This window comes from bacterium, from assembly GCA_036524115.1.
In the GTDB taxonomy this organism is placed as follows: domain Bacteria; phylum JAUVQV01; class JAUVQV01; order JAUVQV01; family DATDCY01; genus DATDCY01.
The window spans coordinates 1-19,285 of the sequence record DATDCY010000062.1 but is presented as its reverse complement, the minus strand read 5'-3'; the positions used below and the strand labels follow the sequence as shown (position 1 = coordinate 19,285).

Here is a 19,285-nt window from a genome sequence, read left to right as displayed (position 1 = left end):
CGCACCGGCGCGAAGGAGCGTCTGGGGTCGGCGCCGCGCACCCCGCCCTTCCAGCAGGCCGGCGCCCGGTTCCGCGGCGGCGTCGAGCTGGCGGCGTACCGGGCCGAGAGCGCCGACGTCCGCCCCGGGGCCTTTGTCGGCCTGGAGTACCGGCTGCGGCTGCCGGAGGGGCTTGAGCGCCCCGACCGCCTCGCCTTCTGGGTCCACGGGGTCGGCGAGGACGGCCGGGTCGCGTTCCAGGGCGACCACCCCCTGCTGTCGGACGCGCGAGCCCCCGCGGGTGACGACCGGGAGGAGGGGTGCTTCCTGCGCTTCGCGCTCCCCGCGACGGTGCCGCCGGGCAGGTACGAGCTGCGGACCGGCCTCTGGCAGCCCTGGCAGGAGAAGCGCATCCGCCTGCTGGACGCGGCCGTCCCGCACGACCGCCGCGGCCTCGCGCTCGGGGCGGTCACCGTGCGCGCGGTTGACTTTGGCGACGGCCGGCGCTAGAACACGCGCGCATGAAAGTCCTGTTCATCTACACCGACATCAACGTGCGCGGCGGCGCGATGAGCTACCAGTTCGGCACCGGCATCATCAGCGCGGTGCTGAAAGCGCACGGCCACGACACGCGGCTGCACCACATGTTCGGCGCCTTCGACATGGAACCCCTGAAGAAGGCGATCGCGGAGTACCAGCCGGACGTCGTCGGCATGTCCGTGGTCTACCCGCAGTGGCGCTACGCGAAGAAGATCATCGAGGAGCTGCGCCCCTGGAAGGCCTTCACCATCTTCGGCGGCGCGCACCCGACCGTCGTGCCCGAGTGCCTCGGCGAGGTCCAGGGGCTGGACGCGATCTGCATCGGCGAGGGCGAGTACCCGATGCTCGAGCTGGTGGAGGCGCTGCGCGACGGCAGGCCGGTCGACGGCATCAAGAACCTCTGGGTCAAGAAGCCGGACGGCTCGATCGTGAAGAACCCGACGCGCCCGTTCATCCAGGACCTCGACAGCCTGCCGTTCTACGACCGCGAGATGGTCGACTACCAGGCGATCATCGACTCGGACATCGAGACCGCGAACTTCCAGTTCGGCCGCGGCTGCCCCTACACCTGCACCTACTGCTCGAACCACGTGCTGCGCAAGACGCAGGAGGGCAAGTACGTCCGCTACCCGAGCGTCGAGTACGCCATCGAGGAGGTGCGGCGGGTCGTCAAACGCTACAAGGTCCGCTACCTCTATCTCAACGACGACACGTTCCTCGCCGACAAGCGCTTCTCGCTCGGTTTCTGCGCGGCCTACAAGAAGGAGTTCAAGCTCCCGTTCTTCATCAACGCGCGGCCCGAGCAGATCACCGAGGAACTCTGCGCGGCGCTCAAGGACGCCGGCTGCACGCGGGTCGTGATGGGCATCGAGCACGGCAACGAGGAGTTCCGCACCAAGGTGCTCAACCGCCGGATGACCAACGACCAGATCGCGCACGCCTTCGAGATGTGCCGGAAGGCCGGCTTCCGGACCAAGTCGCACTTCCTCATCGGCCTGCCGCACGAGACCCCCGAGATCCACATGGACTCCGTGCGCCTCGCGCAGCGGATCATGCCGGACGCCTTCACGCTGCACATCTTCGAGGTCTACCCCGGGACCGTCCTCGGGGACATCGCCGTGAAGGAGGGCCTGATCGACCCGGAGCGGGAGAACGCCGAGTTCATCGGGCAGACCGACACCGCGCTGCGGCTCCCCGGCTTCCCGCGCGAGGAGATTCTGCACTGCTTCCGGCTCTTTCCCTTCCGCGTCTATCTCAAGACCCACCCCTTCAAGGCGGTCCTGCTCTACTTCTACTACTCGCCCTGGGCCGGGTTCCTCGTACGGGCGCTCTCGCCCTTCAAGCGCATACTCCGCAAGCTCGCGATGGGCGTCTAGCCGGCGGTAGGCGGCGCCATGGGCGTTGGGACGGCAGCGGCGGACGCGGCACGGGAGCGCTTCTACGGCGCGACCGACTACCAGGCGATCCCCGGCGGGAAGAAGAAACTCGACTTCATCTTTGCGCTGATCGAGCGCCTGCGGGCGGCGAAACCCGGCCTGAAGGTCCTCGACGTCGGCTGCGGCAACGGCCCGCTGACCTTCCCCGTTGCGGCGCTCGGCGTGCCGGTCGTGGGCGTCGACGTCAACGCCGCCTCGATCGAGCGCAACGTCGGCGCCAACCGCTACCCGAACGCGCGCTTCGCCGTCGTGCCCGGGGCGAGCTTCGACCTCGGCGAGACGTTCGACCTGATCATCTGCTCCGAGGTCCTCGAGCACCTGCACGAGCCGCAGCCGCTCGTGGACTCGATCGCGCGCCACCTCGCGCCCGGCGGCACGCTCATGGTCACCGTGCCGAACGGCTACGGGCCGCGCGAGGTGCTCGGCAGGATCGAGATCTTCCTGCGCCGCCGGCTCGGCATCGGCCGCGTCATCGACCCGGTGCGCCGCGCGTTCGGGATGCTCGACCACGCCACCAAGTGCGCCGTGCACACCTCCAACCCGGACCAGGACCACGTCCAGAAGTTCACGGTCCGCGAGATGCGCGACATCTTCGCGCGGGCGGGGCTCGCGCTCACCGGGACCGTGAACTCCATCTTCATCTTCGGCGTGGTCTTCGGGAAGAGCCCCGCGGTCGACCGCTTCGACAGCCGCCTCGCGGACTTCCTGCCGCGCTTCGCCGCCAGCGGCTGGTATTTTCTTTGTCGCAAGAACGGAACCTAGAACTGGGGTCACAGCCCGGCGGCCGTGGACGGGGAAGGAAGCCGGAGAACGCGCACGTGAAGGCCCTGAAACAGCGGAGGGGTGACGCGGAGCGGGGGACCCCCGCCGGACGGACCGAAGGGAGTACGGTGGGGGTGCGCAGCGGCAGGACCCCGCAGCGCGCACGGACGAAGGCGCCGAGCGCCAGGATCCCGGAGCGGACACGGTCACGATGAGCACCGATCACCAGCACAAGTTCGGCGGCCTCTTCCCCGGAGGCTTCTCGGGCGGCGCCGGCAAGTACCGCGCCTTCGCGTGGGGCGACGTCAGCCTGCCGCGCGCCGTCTGGGCCGAGATCGTCACCAGCCTCTGCGGCTCGCTCCCCGGCGCCCTCGGCCTGTTCCTGCGCCGGCGCCTCTACCCCACGATCCTCGGCAGCTGCGGCGGCGGCGTGGTCTTCGGGCGCGGGGTGACGCTGCGCCACCCGCACAAAGTCCGCCTCGGCGACCGCGTCGTGATCGACGACAACGTCGTGCTCGACGCCAAGGGCGAGACAAACGCCGGGATCACGCTCGGCCCGCGCGTGTTCCTCGGGCGCAACACGATCCTCTCCTGCAAGAACGGCGACATCGAGCTGGGCGAGGGCGTGAACGTCTCGACCAACTGCCAGCTCACGTCGGCGAAGCGGCTCGAGATCGGCGAGTTCACCGTGGTCGGCTCCTTCGCCTATTTCGTCAGCGGCGGCGCGTACGACTACACGAGCCCCGTCCCCTTCTCGCAGCAGGAGGGGAGCTTCGAGATGCGGGAGACCATCGTCGGCCGAAACTGCTGGTTCGGGGCGCACGTGACCGTGACCGACAAGGCGCGCATCGGCGAGCACTGCGTCCTCGGCGCCGGTGCGGTCGTCCTCGGCGAGATCCCGCGGGACTCGGTGGCGGCGGGCATCCCGGCGCGGGTGCTCAAATCCCTCTGAGGTCCCGCGCGGGCACCGCTCCGGTCCCGCTCTCCAAGGCACCCCCTGCGACCGCCGCCAGGTGATCTACGTCACAAAACCATGGCAGGAAGTCGCATCAATATCAGCATGTTATCCATTGCGAGATAAGAATGATTCTGATATCATGTGCGCGTTGGCGGAACCATCACGAAGGCGAAGGAGACTGTCATGACGAATGAACGGGAACGTGCCGGCGGGAGCCTCAGGACAGCGGGTGTCTCCATCGGGATCGCGGGACTTGTGCTCGTCGCGGCGCTTCTCTCCGCGGCGTGCGGGGTCTTCGAGAAGGTCACGGGCCCGAGCACGGTGGTCCTGAACATCCAGGGCGAGAAGACCGCGGTCGCCCCGAAGGCGAGCCTCAATCTCACGATCAACGCCGCCAACGAGGACGGCGGCCCGGTCGACGACGGCGTCAAGGTGAAGGTGGAGCTGGACTCGGCGCTGGGCACGCTCGACGCGGAGAAGGTCACCATCGTCGGCGGCAAGGCCGTGGTCACCTTCACGGCGGGGTCGCAGCTCGGGAAGACCGTCGTCAAGGCCACGACCGGGAAGGCGAGCGCCCAGTACACGATCTCGATCGAGAAGGCGCCCCCGCCCGGTGGGGGGGACCCCCGCGACCAGCTCGACATCACGAAGGTCACGTTCCACCACCCGAGCCCCGCCAAGTTCAAGGTGACCGCCAGGCTGAGCAACATCCGCATTTCGGGCCTGACGATCGCGTGGGACTGGTCGCAGCCCGGCTGGCCCGTCGAGTACTCCAACGGCGTGCTGGGGAATATGTGGGTCTTTGCCAGGATCGGCGGGCAGTGGCACGCGGCGACGTGGGAGTGGCTGCGCGCGAGCACGAACCGCGTCACGCTCGAGGCCAAGCCGGGCCAACCGCCCTTCATCCAGGCCTCGGCCAGCCCGATCGACAGCTGGTACCCGAAATCCGGCGAGGAGATCGCCTTCATGGCGAGCACGCCCTGCCGCTCCGGCATCTCCGCCGGATCGCCGCGGGAGCGCTCGCCGATCATCAAGACGCGCTGGCCCTAGCGGCCCCCCTTCGCGGGGCCCGCGCCATCCGCGGCGAGGCCCACGAGAAACGGGTAGAGCGCGTCTGCCGCGACGGAGTGCCCGAACGGCGTGAGGTGCGCGTCGTAGCGCCAGAAGACGCGCTCGCGCCCGGCCTCGCGGAAGGCCTTCCCGAGCGAGAGACACGGGACGCGCTCTTCGGCGCACCAGCCGAGCACCCATTTCTCGGGCTGCTCGAGATCCATACCTGCGGCGCTCCCCGCCCAGAGCCGGTCCTGCGAGGCCTCGCCGATCACCTGGGGGCCCGAGATGACGGCCATCGCGAAGGCGGCGCCCTGGCGCCCGGCCTCCGCGCGCACCTCCCCGAGGAGCCCGCGCGTGAGGCCCCACGCCTCCACCCACTCAGCGGCCGGGGGGACCCGGTACACCTCGGCGTCCGGGCCCAGCAGCTGCTCGCGTGTCACGCTCCGGTCGAAGAGGTCCAGGTGCGCGGAGTAGTACGCCGCGGCCCGCTCCGCCACGAAGCCGTTGAGCCGCGAGCGCCGCAGGACGAAGAGCCGGTCGTAGAGCGCGAGCTTCTTCGGCGCGACGACCTTCTGGTAGAAGGTGGCGTAGTTCGAGGCCTTCCGGTAGGTCGCCGGCGAGTTCTCCATCACGTCGTTGCCGCAGAAGAAGACGAGCAGCACCAGGTCCGGCCGGTACTCGGGGCCGAAGCGCCTGAGCCACCCCAGCTCCGCCTCCTGCGCGCGGTTGCCCTGCCCGAAGGCGATCACTTCGTAGCGCCCGCGCCCGAGGGGGTTCTCGGCGTTGAGCCGCGCCTCCAGCAGCTTGTGGAACGTCTGGGCGGTCTCGACCTCCATCGCCGCGACGTAGGAGTCGCCGAGGACGAGGACGCGGTACGTGCGCTCCTCAGGGCGGGCGGGCGCGTAGTCGCGGTCGTGGAACCCGAGCCGGTTGAGCACGATCGGCGTGCGGAACTCCACGGGGCTTCCCGGGCGGTAGCCGACGTAGGTGAAGCTGGCGCCCGGCTCGAAGCGGTAGGTGCCCTTCACGGCCGGCGGCACGAGCACCGGCGGGCGGTAGCCGACGAGCCGCAGCGCCGCTTCGCCGAGCACCAGCACCACGAGGACGGCGCCGGCCGCGAGGCCGATCCCCGCGAGAATCCCCGCGGATCGCGTCGTCGTCGATGTCCCGCCTGCGCCTTGCACGGCGGGATTCTAGCAAAACTGCCCGGCGGACCCGCGGAAGGCAATTCGCCGTGAGAATACTTGACAATCTCCCGCGTGATCCCGAGAATCCGCCCCGGTTGCTCCCTTGGCGGCAAGAGGAGCGTGCAGGCAACGTTGGAGAGGTGACGGCATGAGGAAGGTTCTGAGTTCGCTGTTGTGCCTGGCGGCGCTGGTTTCCCTGGCCGCCTGCGGGAGTTCCGACTCGAGCGGCCCGGACGGCACCGGGCCTTCCAACAAGTACGCCTACGGCATCTGGCAGACGGAGGCGATCAGCGGCAACGGTGACTCCTTCGACCTGGTGTTCAAGGAGGACATGACCTACCAGGGCACCGCGGGCCACCGCTCCACGCCGACGATCTACGGCACCTACACCATCAACGCCGACGGCAGCCTCCACGGCGACTTCAAGAGCTACATCACCGGCGGGCGGGTCGGGTTCGTCGACGCGCACTTCGTCGACAGCGGCGCGACGACCCTCTTCTTCAGGTTCACGGAGACCAACGCCTTCGACAACCCGCACGCCGTCAACGGCGTCATCGCCGAGGACTTCCAGGGCACCAACACCCAGCCGCCCCCGTCCGGCGGCGGCGGTGGCGGCACCCCGCCGCCGGGCAACGGCAAGGACGCGATCGACCCGACAACCATCGTCTGGGACGGCGGCCCGAACCCGACCGCGTGGCCGATCACCGCCGAGATGAAGAACGTCTCGATTCAGCCCAATGGCACGGCGGGGTGCTCGGTCCACAACCCGCCCATGTGCGATACCATCGGCCCGTGCGTCTACTTCAACTTCACCAACCCCGCCAGCTGGCCGCAGACCGGGAAGATCATCGGCAGCGGCTGGGTCATCGGCAAGATCAACGGGGTCTGGCACGGCGGCGTCTGGGAGGGGATCAAGCCCGGCGGGACCTACTTCGTGACGACGGAGCAGTGCCCCAGCCAGTCCCAGCAGTTCATCCAATCCACCGGCGCGATCGCCGAACATCATTTCGAGAAGGGCGAGGAGATCGGCTTCGTGTTCACCACGGTCGCCCGCGGCCCGCACCCTGACACGCCCACGGGGCGCTCGCCGATCATCAAGACGACCTACCCCTTCTAGCGCACCCAGCGCCCCCGACCGGTACCAGCCCCCGCGCCCCGCGAGGCGCGGGGGCTTTTTTCGCGCCCGCGCCACGCTGTCGCGCGGAAGGTGACGCCCGACACCTTGACAATTCCGGCAATACCCCTATAGTTCGGCAAACTCAGGGGAGGGCAACGCGCATGAGTTCTGGACGGACGAAGAGAGTGAGGAAGTTCTTCCGCGCCGTGGCCGCGGCGGCCCTGGTCGTCGTGACGGGCTTCGCCATCGCCGGCATCATGGCTTGCGGCAAGGCAACGGAGCTGCCGACCCAGCCCACGAAGCCCAACAACGGAGGCGGGACCGGCACCGGCGTGAACCCGCTCGCCGACGCCATCCCCGCCAACGAGATCATCTGGGACGGCCAGAGGAACCCGAGCGGCTGGAAGGTCATCGACACGAGCTTCAAGATCACCGAGATCAACCCCAAGATGCCGGACCCGACCATCTGCTGGTCGTGGAACCTGCCCCCGAACTGGCCGAACCGGAACGGGAAGTCCGTCGGCAACAACTGGATCATCGTCAAGATCGACGGCGCCTGGCACGCCACCCCGTGGGAGCACGTCAAGGCCACCAACTCGATCTGCCGGACGACCGAGGCGCGCAACGGCCAGCCCCCCTTCGTGCAGGGCTACGGCCCGATCGCCGCGAAGTGGTACCCCCACTCCGGCGAGGAGGTGGGCTTCATGAACTCCACGATCGCGCGCGGCGACCGCGATCCGGGCACGCCCGACGAGCGGACGCCCATCGTCCTGACGAAGTGGCCGTAGGCCGGCAGGCATCTCGCATCGCAGACTGACAGCAGCCCCCCCGCCGGAAGCGGCGCGGGGGGCTTCGTGTTTCCGTCCCGTGCCGGCCGCCCGCCCGATGGTATAGTTTCTGCGATGAATCCTGGTGAGAGCGCCGCGCCGGCGCGGCGGCGCGCCGACGCGGCCGCGTGGCTCGAGAAGAACCGCGGCTGGCTGCTCGCCGTCGTGACGCTCGTCGCGGCGACGCTCCGGTTCTGGGGCATCCGCTGGGGGGCGCCATCAAGAGTCGACCTGCACCCCGACGAGTTCGATTACGTGCTGAAGTACGCCCAGCTCGTCTCCTTCCACAGGCCGGACCCGGGCTTCCTCAATTACCCCCAGTTCCTCATCTACCTGACCGCCGGCACCTCCTGGGTGTTGCGACGGCTCGGCCTGCTGCACGAGGTCTGGCAGATGCACGTCGTCGGGCGCTCGTGGAGCGCCTTCTTCGGCGCGATGACCGCACCCGCCGTCTACCTGCTGGCCCGCGAGCTGGGCGCTCGGGCATCCGGCGCGCTGCTGGCGGCGCTCTGGGCGGCGCTGCTCCCGCTGAGCGTCTGGGAGAGCCACGTCGCCGTGACCGACGTGATGATGACCTTCTGGGTCGTCGTCACGCTGCTCGCCTCCGTGCGACTGCTGCGGCGCGACCGTTGGCACGATTGGGCGCTGGCAGGCGCGGCACTCGGCCTCGCGACGGGGAGCAAATACACCGCCGCCCTGGCTGCCGTCGCCATCCTGCTGGCAGCGGCCCTCTCGCCCGTGCCGCTGCGCCGCAAGGCGCTCGGCCTCGCCACGGCCGGCGCCTGCGCGCTGCTCTTCTGTTTCCTGGTGACGCCGTTCAGCTTCATCCGCCTGTCCGACACGCTGGCGGCGATGGCCTACGAGCGGCGGCACACCGTCGGCGGCCACTACGGCTTCAGCGTCCCGGCCGCGGGCATCCAGTACCACCGTTACGTCTACCAGATCGCCGCGGCCTGGCCCTTCAGCTTCGGCCTCGGCCTCTACGTCTCGGCCATCGCGGGGACGCTCTGGGCGACGGCCACCCTGGATCGGCGCAAGGCGGTGGTGATCGGGTTCGCGCTCCTGTTCTTCGGCGTGACAGGGAGCTGGTCGCTGACGCCGATCCGCTACTACCTGCCGGTGCTGCCGGCGGGCGCCCTCTTCGCCGGCCTCTGGCAGGGGGAGTGGCTGACCTCGCGCGCGGCGTGGAAGCGCGCCACCGCGGCTGCCGCCGTCGTACTCGCCGCCGGCTACACGCTCGTGTTCACGGCGCAGACTGCCCGACGCTTCAGCCACGAGACGCGGGTCGAGGCCGCGCGCTGGCTGGAGGGGTATCTCAAGCCCGGCGCCCGGCTGTACGTTGCCGGCTGGGGCCGCTACAACGCGCTGCCGGATCCGGCCGGTGGCATCCAGGTCGAAGGCGGGAGCGAGCGCGGCCTCGGCGACCCGGCGAAGATGGCGGCCTACGACCTGATCGAGACGTCGTCCCTCGTCTCCCGGCGCCACGAGCGGCACGGGGACGCCGCGGCCGTCGCGGTGTACGCGGGACTGAAGGACCCGCAGCGCTACCGGCTGGTCCGGCGCTTCTCCGCGGAGTTCCTGAACAAGTGCCTCTACACGAGGCTCGACCCGATGTTCGAGGGCTACTTCGTCTCCCCGACGCTGGAGTTCTACGCGCCGATCGCCACGGGAGGGCGCGGGGCCGGGGCCGCGGGGGACCCGGCCGCCGCGAGCGCGAAATGACCCGCCTGATCGCGGACACGCACCTGCACCTCTACCCCTGCTACGACTTCGCAGCGGCGATCTCGGCCCTGGCGACGAACCTCCCTCGGCACGGGGAGGGTGTGCGCGCCGGCTTCTTCGCGGAGCGCCGCGACTGCCACGCCTTCGCGGCGATCAGGGAGGGCTCGCTCGCGCTCGCGCCGGGCCCGCGTTCCTTTCGGCCGCTGGCCGAACCCGGGGCGGTCGTCCTCCTCGAGAGCGGCGTGCCCGCGGTCTACCTCTTCGCCGGCCGCCAGATCGTGACCTCGGAGCGGATAGAGGTCCTGGCCCTGACGGTCGACCTCGACATCGTCGAAGGACTGCCGGCCGCGACGGTCGTGGACGCCGTGCTCGAGGCCGGCGGCGTGCCAGTCCTCGGCTGGTCGCCCGGCAAGTGGTGGTTCGCGCGCGGCGCGCTCATCCGAAGCCTTCTCGACGGCCGGCGCCGGGGCGACATCCTCCTCGGCGACACCGCCCTGCGGCCGGCCGGCGCGCCCGAACCGTCGCTGATGCGCGAGGCGCGGCGCCGGGGGATTCCCGTCGTCGCCGGCACCGACCCGCTGCCCTTCGCCGGGGAGGAGCGCCTTCTCGGGACGTACGCAACGGTCATGGAGGGCCCCTTCGACGCGGACCGCCCCCTCGAGTCAGCGCGCCGGCTGCTCCGGGCGGGCGGCCCGGCTCCCGCAGGCATCCGCAGCTCCTGGCCCGCGGCGGCCCGCCGCTGGTTGCGCAACGCCCGCGGCGGCCGGGCCTGACCGTCTCCTCGGACTGCGCGTCGGCCGCCGGACTTTCTGCGCGCGAATCCTTGACGCACCCGCCCCCGGCGTGGACAATCCGCCGCCGTCGCACGGGGGCAACGCCGCCGCGCGGCGAAGGATTGAGGGAGAACGTATGGAACAGCGGCGACGCACCGGAGACGTCGCGAGGGCGCTCGTCGGCGGCGGCATCCTGCTGCTGCTCGCCCTTGCGGCCTGCAGCTCCGCCACGGGCCCCAGCGACACCGGCGGCGACGGCACCCCCGTGAAGCTGGACATCGGGGGCAATAACCCGAACATCGTCGTCGCGTTCGGCGACAGCATCAGCGACGGCTACTACTCGGCCAACGGCCTCGGCTACCGCGACGATCTGCAGGCGCTCTTCGCCGCCGACGGCCGCAAGGGAATCCGCGTGCTGGACGAGGCGGACAGCGGCACCTTCTCCGCCGCGGGCGTCGAGCGCATCGGCGCGGTGCTGCGGCGAGACCGGCCAGCCGTGCTGGTCCTGCTTTACGGGACCAACGACGAGCACGCCGGCCTACCGATGTCGGCGACCAGGATCGCGACCACCAGCGAGAACCTGCGCGCGATCATCGCCACTGCCCGGGGCAACCGCACGATCGTCGTGCTCTCGACGCTCCCGCCCGTCTGCTCGCAGTCACGCGCCTACCAGGAGACGAACATCGTCCTGATGAACGAGAAGATCCGCGCCATCGGCGAGGAACTCCAGCCGAATGACGCGGGTGTGATCCTGGCCGACGCCTGGAAGACCTTCACCACGCAGTCCCCGCCCGACGGCTGCGGCCTGATCAACCCGGACCACGGCAACCACCCGAACGAGGCGGGCTACACGGCCCTGGCGCGCACCTACTACGACGCGCTGGCCGGCCTCCGCTGGTAATCGCCCGGCCACGGCGCGGTGCGCGCACCGTTCGGACCGCGATGCTGGCGGCCTACCGCCAGGGCGGCGGCAGCCGGCGGTCCACCTGTGTCGCGGCGATCGGCTCGCCCCGCGGCAGCAACCCCCTCTTGGTGAGGAAGACGTACATCTCCTCGGCGGCGATCCGGTGCGCCACGTCGCTCGGGTGCGGGTCCTGGTAGGGAACGGCCTCCAGCACCTCGTGGTCGAGTCCGCGGTAGGCGGTGAGCAGATCCAGGAAGGGAAGGCCGGCCTGCTTCAGCTCGCGGTGCAGCCGCGCGTGGATGCCCCGAAAGGGATAGCGGTCGTCGAGGTCCCAGGACAGCAACGGGAAGATCATCACGACCACCGGGATGCCGCTCTCGCGGCGGAACGTGCCGAGCTCCGCGATTGCGGCGCGCGTGTCCCCCCAGCCGACGTAATCGTCACGGTAGAGTTCGCGGTAATAGGCGAGATGCCCGCGGTTGCGTTCCGTGTTGAAGATCCGCTGCCGCACGAAGCGGTAGAGCGCCCAGTGGTCGTAGAGCCAGGCGTTGAGTCCCTGCCCCTTTTCGAAATCCAGGTGCACCGTCCTCTGGCGCAGGCGCGAGAGGAAGTCGCTGCGCTTGCCGACCTCCTCTTCGGCGTCGTTGAGGCAGTAGCCGAGGACGATCACGTCGGCACCATAGCGGCGGGCGTCCTTCTTGAGGGTCTCGACCTCGAACGGTGTCGAGACGCCGGGGTGCCCCCAGTTGAGCACCTCGTAGCGCTGCCCCTTGACGTTCCCGTAGTCGTAGAGGTAGCGCTCCAGGCGCTTGGACCAGACGTCGTCGAAGCTTGCGCCGCGGCCGTACGTGAACGAGTCCCCGATCGCGATGACGCGGAATGTGCGGGGCGGCTTCTCGACCGGATACTCGAAATCGCGGTTGCCCAGCGAGTTTGCGAGGAAGCGCTCGTGGGAGAACCGCGAGTCCGGGAACTTCTTCGGCGGCCTGCTCATGAACCAGGCCGCGCCGCGGTCGGCAGCCAGGAGCGCCAGGGCGAGGGCGGCCAGCAGCAGCAGGACGTCCCGCGCGCGGCTTCTCACGGCTTCTCTTGCGGCGGCCGCCCGCTACGCCCGCGGCGGCGCCTTCCGCGCCTGGTGGCGCAGGGCGCGGGTGTCGAAGAAGATGATCTCCGCCTTGGACGTGCGCCGCTCCCTCCGCAGGCGCCCGAGCAGCTCGCGCAGGTCGACCAGCAGATCCCGCTCGTCGCTGGCGATCTCCCGCGCGTGCTCGACCAGGTCCAGCAACGCGATCTCGAGGGAGTCGACCGCCGTCCCCGACGGAAGCACCAGCAGGTGGCGGCCCGGCGAGACCTCCGCCAGCTCCAGCCAGGGGATCCGGTGCAGGACCTCCGAGCGCCCCACGACGATCAGGGACCTGCCGGGGGACGCCTCGACCAGCTCCACGGGCCTGCCGCCGTCGTCGCGCCCCGCCACCATCTCCGTCACCTTGACAATGGCCTTCGCGCGGTCCCCGTCGATGGCGCCCAGCTTGCGCAGGATCCTCTCCGGCAGCGTGACGGTGACGGGCCGGCGCGGCTCGTCGAACTTGGGCGGCCGGCCGCTGACCTGGGCCCTGGCGTCTCCGCGTTTCGCTGTCACATCAACCCCGCTTGCCATTCGGCACCTGCAATGCAACAATTCTGTCTTGCTGCCACTTACTACGTTGAAATTATCAGGCGGACTGCGGAGTGTCAAGATGAACCCCGCCACAGCGGGAGGCGTCGGGAGGACGGCGGAGCCGGCGTGTGCGTCGGCGGCGCTCTCCCTCGGAAGGGCGCTGCTGGAGCACGCGGGCGTGCTCGCGCTCGCCACTCCGTTCTTCTGGCTGGCGGCGCACAACTACCTGCAGCTGGACTTCTGGTTCGACGAGATCGCGACGCTCGAGAACTACGTCATGGTGCCGCTGGCGAAGACCGTGACCGACTACACCTACCCGAACAACCACGTCTTCTTCAGCCTGCTCATGAACCTGGCATTCAAGGCGTTCCACATCCACAACTTCAACCACCTGCTGGACCACCCGCGGATCGCGCGCCTGATCATGCTCGCGATCAGCGCCGCGACCCTCCTGCTGGTCTACGCCGTCGGTCGGAGGTCCTTCGGCCGCTTCACAGGGGCGTGCGCCCTCGTCCTGCTGGCCACGTGCGTCCCCTTCTACAACTACGCCGTGCAGTTCCGCGGCTACGTGCTGAGCATGGCCCTGCTGTGCCTGCTGCTGCCTATCGTCTGGGACATGGAGCGGGATGCGACCGCGGGGCGGGCGGCGGCCGCGGCCGGCGTGTCGGCGCTGCTGGTGTACACGATCCCCCTGAACCTCTACGTGCTGGCCGCGATGGCGGCGTGCCAGGCCGCCTTCGCCGCCGCCGACGCGCTCGCGCCGCGCCTGGGACGCGGCGGACCGGGACGCGATTGGCGGCCGTCGCTCGCGGTCGCCGCGTCGCTGGCGGCCGGGGTTGCCGCCTCCGCGCTCCTCTACGCGCCGGTGCTCCGGCGGGTGCTCCACAATCCGTACGTCGAGAGCGGCAAGGACTTCCGCCCCTTCATCCTGTCCGGGATGATGCCGCAGGTCCTCGGCGACCTGCTCTCACGCCGCTGGGCGCTGCTCGCTGCACTGCCGGTGGCGATAGTCGTGCTGGCCCGCCGCGGGGGCGGACCCGCCAAGGCGGACGCGCGCAGGAGGTTGGTGTTCCTCGGCGCGACGCTCGTGCTGCCGTTCGTCTTCAGCTTCCTGCGCCGCGACAGCCCCTACGACCGGGTCTTCGTGAACCTGGCGCCGCTGGCGGCGCTGTTGCTGGCGGCGGGCCTCGGCGTGGCGCTCGGGAACGTCCTGCGCAACCGGCGCGCCCTGTCGCTCTGCGCTGTCCTCGGCGTGGCCGCGTACTGCTCGCTGGTCTTCGTCGGCGAGGTGCGCGACAAGGACGCCTGCCTGGCCAGGCTCGTGAACGGCCCGCGGGTGGCCCGCGAGGAGCACGACCTCTACCACAACTTCTTCCAGTTCGAGTACCAGCCGAACGAGATCGCCAGGCTCGCCCGGGAGTTTCTCGACCGCCACGGCGAGCCCGTGACGGTCGTCATCGAGCGGGAGACGGACCGCCAGGCCTTCCCGCGCCAGTACCTGCGCAAGTACGGCATCGACGCGCTGGAGACGCGCGACCGCCCCTGGCGCGAGGACGCCGTCCTGGAGGAGACGCTGCGGATCACCACCCACCCCGCCGCGTTTCTCAGGACCGCCCGCTGGCGGCTGCCGGGGGTGCGGTGCGAGCGCCTCGAGGAGGACGTGACCTTCGCCGACATCTTCTACTGCCGCAGGACGGCCGGGGCCGGCCCCGTGATCGCGCGGCGCGCGCCGCGCGCGGGCACCCCCGCGCTTGCCGCTTCCGCGAGCGCCGCGGTACAATCCGCCGGCAACGCGCAGTGAGGACGAACGCGAAGCACGGGCTGCAACGCGGCCGGAAGGGAGCGCCAGGGTCGTGTGCGGCATAGCGGGGGTGATCGCCCCCGGACACCGGGAGCGCATCGTCCCCGTGACCCGGGCGCTCGCCCACCGCGGCCCGGACGATGAGCACTTCCACCACGACGACCTGATCTCGCTCGGCCAGCGGCGGCTGAGCATCATCGACCTGGCGGGCGGCCGCCAGCCCATCGCCAGCGAGACCGGCGACCTCCAGCTCGTCTGCAACGGCGAGATCTACAACAGCCCCGAGCTGCGCGCGGAACTCACCGCCCGCGGGCACCGCTTCCGCACGGCGACCGACGTCGAGGTCATCCTCCACCTCTACGAGGAGGAGGGCCCCGCCTGCGTCAAGCGGCTGCGGGGCATGTTCGCGATCGGCCTCTGGGACCGCCCCGCGCGCCGCCTGCTGCTGGCGCGCGACCACCTCGGCCAGAAGCCGCTCTTCTATGCGCTCGCCGGCGACGGGATCGTCTTCGCCTCCGAGGTCAAGGGCGTTCTGGCGTCGGGACTCGTCGGGCGCGAGATCGACCTCGACGGCCTCTGGCACTACATCTCGCTGCGCTACCTGCCCGACCACTACACACTCTTCCGCGGCGTGCACAAGCTGCCGGCCGCGACGCTCGCCGTCTTCGAGGACGGGCGGCTGCGCGAGGAGAAGTACTGGCAGCTTTCGTTCCGCCCGAAGCTCCCGCACGACGAGGCCGCGATCGCCGACGGGCTCGACGAACTGCTGCGCGACACCGTGAAGCTGCACCTGCTCAGCGACGTGCCGGTCGGCACGTTCCTCAGCGGCGGGATCGACTCGAGCACCGTCACCGCGATGATGGCCGGCATCACCGGCGCGCCCTTCCCGACCTTCTCGATCGGCGTCAAGGAAGAGGGGTTCAACGAGCTGCCATGGGCCCGCCTGGTTGCGGCGAAGTACGGCCTCACCGCGCGCGAGCGGATCGTCGAGGCCGACATGATCCACCTCATCCCGCAGATGGTCGCGGCGATGGACGAGCCGGCCGACCCCTTCGGCGCCGGCGTCTTCCTCGTCTCGCAGGTCGCCGCGGAGGAGGTCAAGGTCGTGCTCAGCGGTGACGGCGGCGACGAGAACTTCGCCGGCTACGACCGCTTCGCGGGGCAGCGGCTGGCGGAGATCTACAGCGTCCTGCCCGCCTGGTTCCGGCGCGAGGTCATGGCGCGGGCGATCCGCCTCGTGCCCGAGAGCTTCGGCTACAAGAGCCTCGCGCAGAAGCTGGCGTGGCTCAACGACATGTCGTTCCACTCCGCGGGGGGGCGCTACGCGCGCAGCATGAGCTTCCTGCGCTTCACCGAGGAGAGCAAGGAGCGGCTCTTCACGCCGGCGGCCCTCGCGCGCCTGACCGACCGCGACTCGGTCGCCAAGATCCTCGCCTTCTTCGACGCCGGCGCCGCCGACGACCTCGTCGACCGCATGCTCTACACCGACCTGATGACGCGCATGCCCGACCACCTGCTGGCGATCACGGACCGGATGTCGATGGCGCACGGCTTGGAGGTGCGCCCGCCGCTCATGGATTACCGTCTCGTCGAATACGCCGCGTCCATCCCGGCGGACCTCAAGCTGCGCGGCCACCGGCTGAAATACATCCTCAAGAAGGTCGCGGCGCGCTACCTGCCGCCCGAGCTGATCACGCGGCAGAAGCAGGGGTTCGGGTTCCCCATCGCCCGCTGGATGCGCACCGAGCTGGCGGACCTGCTGCGCAACCTCTTCGCGCGCTCGCGCTTCGTCGAGCTCGGCCTCTTCGAGCGCGCGGCGATGCAGGCGCTGCTCGAGGAGCACCTCTCCGGGAAGGCGGACCACAACTTCCGGCTCTGGATCCTGCTCAACCTCGAGATCTGGCACCGCCTCTGCGTCGAGGGGCAGACGACGGAGGAGCTGCGCGGGTTCATCGACGGGCTGCGCGCCGCGCCCGGGCCGCGCGCCGGCGCGTGAGCATGGCGGCGCTGCGTCGCCCGCTCCTCGTCGTCGCCGCGCTCTTTGCGCTCGGCTGCGGGCTGCGCCTGCTCGCGGTCTACCCGCCGACGCTCCGGCGCGACCCGGCCACGATCGCGCTGCAGGCCTGCCGCATCCTCGACGGCGAGCGGCCGATCTTCTTCTCCGGGCAGGCGTGGATGGGCGCCGCCGGCACCTACGTCGAGGCGCTGCTCTTCAAGGTCTTCGGCGCAAACACCCTGACGATGAGCCTCTACGCCTGGGCGCTCTGCGCCATCTGGGTCTTTCTGAGCCTGCTGCTCGCCTGGCGCCTGTACGGTCCGCGTGTGGCGGGCTGGTCCGCCGCGATCTGGTTGATCCCCACGCCGGCGCTTCTCTACTGGTCCTGCCAGGCGCGCAACGACTTCCAGGTCCTCTTCATCGCGACGCCGCTCATCCTGCTGCTCACGCACGACCTCGTGCTGCGCTTCCGCGAGGGCAAGGGCATCGCCGCCCGCGCGGCCCTCCTCGGCTTCGTCTGCGGCTTCAGCTTCTGGCAGAACATGGGGATCGGCCCTTGCCTCGTGGTGACGTTCGCCATCATCGCGCTCCAGCTCGGCCGGGTCTTCTGGACGCGTTTCGTCTGGGCCTATTCGCCCGCCTGGCTCCTGGGCTTCTCGCCGGTGCTGTACTACAACCTGACGACGGACCTCGCGCTGACCGGCCAGGGGAGCGTGAAGTCGACCCGCCACATGGCGCAGGCCGCGCACGATCTGGTGACCAACGCGCTCCCGTACTTCTGGGGCATGCCGCTGGACGGCGAGCCGAGGTCGGCGTGGCGCCGGGCGCTGGTCTTCTTCCTGCTCTGGACCGGCGTCCTCCTGGCCGCCTACGCCGCGATGGCCTGGCGCAAGTGGCGCCGGCGCGAGGACCTGCTCCCGGAGCAGCTGGTCCTCGGGCTGCTGCTCTTTCACCTGCTGGTCCCGACGGTAACCGAGTACGGCAAGAGCTTCGGCACGAGCGGCAACCCGATCCTGTTCTTCACGAACCTCTACAGCGTGGCCTTCCTCTTCCCGGCGGTCGTCCTGGCGCGCCTGCCCGGGCTGCCCAGCGTGCTCGCGGCGCTGCCCTTCCTGATCTACGTCGGCAACAACGTGCGGAACACGCGGAACGTGCCGGCGGCGTTCGTCACCGCGCTGCGCACCCAGGGCGCCGCCGCGATCGGGCGCTTCCCGGACCCCGCGAACCCGGCCATCCGGCACCTCGCGGAGCGGGGCCTCACGAACGGGTACCTCGAATCCCCCGAGACGAACGAACTCAACCTCGCCGGGCTGGGCAGCGTCGAGTTCTCCCGTCCCTACCAGGAGCGGGTGGTGGAATACTCGCTGCGCGCCGACGCCGCGAAGAACTTCTTCTGGGTCGACCAGGACGGACTGTCGGAAGGGCTGCGGATGATCGGCTGCGAGCACGACACGAGCACAGGCGGGGAGCGTGCGATCCACTTCAACTTCCGGAAGGAGCCGGTCCGCGAGACGCTGCTCTCGGGCTACACCGTCACCGCCTCCCGCGACGGCGCCGGCGCAGCGGCCCTGTCCGACCGCACCATCGACACTGCCTGGGCGCTGCCCGAGCCGCTCTCGGGGGCCTGGGTCCGTTTCGACTTCCCGGACGAGACGCGCGTCGACCGGATCGTGCTGCTGCCGCGGGCGCAGGGGACGCTCCCCGCGCACCTCATCGTGCAGGCGTCCGGCGACGGCAGGGAGTGGCGGACCGTGGGACAGTGGCGGCGCGCCGGCGTGTTCTTCTGGTCGGTCCGCCACCCGTTCCTCAAGCTCGTGAAGCCCCGCTGCGAGCTGGCGCTCGCGCAGCCCGCGACCGCGCGCTCCCTGCGCATCCTCGTGCCCGTCCAGACCGGGTCCTGCGCGCTGAGCGAGGTCTACCTCTACGGCGGCGAGACCCCGGGGGCGACCCCGCCGCCGGTCTCGGTGGACGCGGAGGTGGACGCCATCGCCGCCGCGCTCGCGCCGCTCAAGGGAACGCACCGGATCGCGGGCGACCACTACTTCATGAGCCTGTTCAAGCTCGCCGGCTTCGACGTGGAGTTCATCCCCAACCGCGCCGTGAACAACTCGGGGCGCCGCAACCCCTTCCTCAAGGCGCACCTGCCCCTCGACTTCTCCCGGCCGCTGGCGCTGATCGTGCCGAAGGCGAACGCCCCGTCAGTCGCGGAGCGCCTGCAACGCGGGGGCGTCGGCTTCGAGCGCAGGCCCCTTGCCCTCCACGATCTCTTCGTGACGGCGCCGGCGAAGGCCGGCCCGCGGCTCTACTGGTCCGGCTTCGACCTCCTCGCGACGACCGCCAGTCCCGTCGCGGACCGCGAGCCGCCCGGCGGTCTCTAGCGGCTCGCGCGGGTCAACTCGTCCAGCTCGAGGCCGTTCCAGAACAGCGGCGCGTCCACGCGCGTGGGCGCCGTCTGGAGCACCGTGTGGTAGCGCAGCGGCGTCTCGATGAAGGCGACGCCGCGCGTGCGCAACAGCCGCTCGGCCCGCCCCAGGTACGGCCGGGGCACGATCAGCAGCTGCGCGCGGGAGAAG

At 70.3% G+C, this 19,285-nt stretch carries 17 protein-coding genes; 13 read left to right on the top strand and 4 right to left on the bottom strand.

What is annotated here, in order from left to right:
- The 5 genes from VI078_03000 to VI078_02980 form a co-directional block, all read left to right on the top strand.
- Nucleotides 1-489, top strand: a 489-nt coding sequence (locus VI078_03000; protein HEY5998251.1) for a hypothetical protein, incomplete at its 5' end; no start/stop codon positions are given.
- Between the two features lie 11 nt (nucleotides 490-500).
- Complete coding sequence (locus VI078_02995; protein HEY5998250.1) at nucleotides 501-1,895, top strand: radical SAM protein; 1,395 nt, start codon at nucleotides 501-503, stop codon at nucleotides 1,893-1,895.
- Nucleotides 1,896-1,913: 18 nt separating this feature from the next.
- Nucleotides 1,914-2,717: a methyltransferase domain-containing protein gene (locus tag VI078_02990; GenBank protein HEY5998249.1), complete on the top strand. Its 804-nt coding sequence runs from the start codon at nucleotides 1,914-1,916 to the stop codon at nucleotides 2,715-2,717.
- A 211-nt stretch (nucleotides 2,718-2,928) separates the two neighbouring features.
- On the top strand, nucleotides 2,929-3,669 hold the full coding sequence (locus VI078_02985; GenBank protein HEY5998248.1) for an acyltransferase: 741 nt from the start codon (nucleotides 2,929-2,931) through the stop codon (nucleotides 3,667-3,669).
- A gap of 189 nt (nucleotides 3,670-3,858) precedes the next feature.
- The gene (locus VI078_02980; protein ID HEY5998247.1) at nucleotides 3,859-4,725 is read left to right on the top strand and encodes a hypothetical protein; all 867 of its coding nucleotides are present in this window, start codon (nucleotides 3,859-3,861) and stop codon (nucleotides 4,723-4,725) included.
- Here VI078_02980 and VI078_02975 read toward each other — a convergent pair.
- Nucleotides 4,722-5,912 carry a GDSL-type esterase/lipase family protein gene (locus tag VI078_02975; protein ID HEY5998246.1) on the bottom strand — a complete coding sequence of 397 codons (1,191 nt, stop codon included), beginning with the start codon at nucleotides 5,910-5,912 and terminating at the stop codon, nucleotides 4,722-4,724. The genes VI078_02980 and VI078_02975 overlap by 4 nt on opposite strands.
- A 151-nt stretch (nucleotides 5,913-6,063) precedes the next feature.
- Here VI078_02975 and VI078_02970 point away from each other — a divergent pair, with 151 nt between their 5' ends.
- The 5 genes from VI078_02970 to VI078_02950 all read left to right on the top strand — a co-directional run bounded on the left by VI078_02970 (nucleotide 6,064) and on the right by VI078_02950 (nucleotide 11,255).
- Nucleotides 6,064-7,032, top strand: coding sequence for a hypothetical protein (locus tag VI078_02970; protein ID HEY5998245.1), 969 nt, complete (start codon nucleotides 6,064-6,066; stop codon nucleotides 7,030-7,032).
- Between the two features lie 161 nt (nucleotides 7,033-7,193).
- Nucleotides 7,194-7,820, top strand: coding sequence for a hypothetical protein (locus tag VI078_02965; GenBank protein ID HEY5998244.1), 627 nt, complete (start codon nucleotides 7,194-7,196; stop codon nucleotides 7,818-7,820).
- 114 nt (nucleotides 7,821-7,934) lie between these two features.
- Nucleotides 7,935-9,581, top strand: a complete 1,647-nt coding sequence (locus tag VI078_02960; GenBank protein HEY5998243.1) for a glycosyltransferase family 39 protein — start codon at nucleotides 7,935-7,937, stop codon at nucleotides 9,579-9,581.
- Nucleotides 9,578-10,354 (top strand): hypothetical protein, encoded by a 777-nt coding sequence (locus VI078_02955; GenBank protein HEY5998242.1) that lies wholly within the window; start codon nucleotides 9,578-9,580, stop codon nucleotides 10,352-10,354. The genes VI078_02960 and VI078_02955 overlap by 4 nt, the downstream gene beginning before the upstream one ends.
- Before the next feature lie 136 nt (nucleotides 10,355-10,490).
- On the top strand, nucleotides 10,491-11,255 hold the full coding sequence (locus tag VI078_02950; GenBank protein HEY5998241.1) for an SGNH/GDSL hydrolase family protein: 765 nt from the start codon (nucleotides 10,491-10,493) through the stop codon (nucleotides 11,253-11,255).
- Between the two features lie 52 nt (nucleotides 11,256-11,307).
- Here VI078_02950 and VI078_02945 read toward each other — a convergent pair whose 3' ends face one another.
- Both VI078_02945 and VI078_02940 read right to left on the bottom strand, forming a co-directional pair.
- Nucleotides 11,308-12,339, bottom strand: coding sequence for an SGNH/GDSL hydrolase family protein (locus VI078_02945; protein HEY5998240.1), 1,032 nt, complete (start codon nucleotides 12,337-12,339; stop codon nucleotides 11,308-11,310).
- 24 nt (nucleotides 12,340-12,363) lie between these two features.
- Nucleotides 12,364-12,897 carry a hypothetical protein gene (locus VI078_02940; GenBank protein ID HEY5998239.1) on the bottom strand — a complete coding sequence of 178 codons (534 nt, stop codon included), beginning with the start codon at nucleotides 12,895-12,897 and terminating at the stop codon, nucleotides 12,364-12,366.
- 97 nt (nucleotides 12,898-12,994) lie between these two features.
- Between VI078_02940 and VI078_02935 the strand changes: the two genes are divergently transcribed.
- From VI078_02935 to VI078_02925, 3 genes are read left to right on the top strand one after another with little or no spacing between them, the layout of a single operon-like run.
- Nucleotides 12,995-14,716: a hypothetical protein gene (locus VI078_02935; protein ID HEY5998238.1), complete on the top strand. Its 1,722-nt coding sequence runs from the start codon at nucleotides 12,995-12,997 to the stop codon at nucleotides 14,714-14,716.
- A gap of 52 nt (nucleotides 14,717-14,768) precedes the next feature.
- Nucleotides 14,769-16,712 carry an asparagine synthase (glutamine-hydrolyzing) gene (gene asnB / locus VI078_02930; protein ID HEY5998237.1) on the top strand — a complete coding sequence of 648 codons (1,944 nt, stop codon included), beginning with the start codon at nucleotides 14,769-14,771 and terminating at the stop codon, nucleotides 16,710-16,712.
- 2 nt (nucleotides 16,713-16,714) lie between these two features.
- A complete protein-coding gene (locus VI078_02925) occupies nucleotides 16,715-19,090 on the top strand; it encodes a discoidin domain-containing protein (protein ID HEY5998236.1) in 2,376 nt (791 codons plus the stop codon).
- Here VI078_02925 and VI078_02920 read toward each other — a convergent pair.
- On the bottom strand, nucleotides 19,087-19,285 hold a 199-nt coding region (locus VI078_02920), incomplete at its 5' end, for a hypothetical protein (GenBank protein ID HEY5998235.1). The two genes, VI078_02925 and VI078_02920, sit on opposite strands and share 4 nt — an antisense overlap.

What these genes read in the sequence shown, in the direction of transcription:
- VI078_02935 (HEY5998238.1), top strand. Translation starts at nt 12,995, where the DNA reads ATGAACCCCGCCACAGCGGGAGGCGTCGGGAGGACGGCGGAGCCGGCG.
- VI078_02925 (HEY5998236.1), top strand. Translation starts at nt 16,715, where the DNA reads ATGGCGGCGCTGCGTCGCCCGCTCCTCGTCGTCGCCGCGCTCTTTGCG.
- VI078_02970 (HEY5998245.1), top strand. Translation starts at nt 6,064, where the DNA reads ATGAGGAAGGTTCTGAGTTCGCTGTTGTGCCTGGCGGCGCTGGTTTCC.
- VI078_02990 (HEY5998249.1), top strand. Translation starts at nt 1,914, where the DNA reads ATGGGCGTTGGGACGGCAGCGGCGGACGCGGCACGGGAGCGCTTCTAC.
- VI078_02960 (HEY5998243.1), top strand. Translation starts at nt 7,935, where the DNA reads ATGAATCCTGGTGAGAGCGCCGCGCCGGCGCGGCGGCGCGCCGACGCG.
- VI078_02950 (HEY5998241.1), top strand. Translation starts at nt 10,491, where the DNA reads ATGGAACAGCGGCGACGCACCGGAGACGTCGCGAGGGCGCTCGTCGGC.
- VI078_02955 (HEY5998242.1), top strand. Translation starts at nt 9,578, where the DNA reads ATGACCCGCCTGATCGCGGACACGCACCTGCACCTCTACCCCTGCTAC.
- VI078_02980 (HEY5998247.1), top strand. Translation starts at nt 3,859, where the DNA reads ATGACGAATGAACGGGAACGTGCCGGCGGGAGCCTCAGGACAGCGGGT.
- VI078_02995 (HEY5998250.1), top strand. Translation starts at nt 501, where the DNA reads ATGAAAGTCCTGTTCATCTACACCGACATCAACGTGCGCGGCGGCGCG.
- VI078_02965 (HEY5998244.1), top strand. Translation starts at nt 7,194, where the DNA reads ATGAGTTCTGGACGGACGAAGAGAGTGAGGAAGTTCTTCCGCGCCGTG.
- VI078_02985 (HEY5998248.1), top strand. Translation starts at nt 2,929, where the DNA reads ATGAGCACCGATCACCAGCACAAGTTCGGCGGCCTCTTCCCCGGAGGC.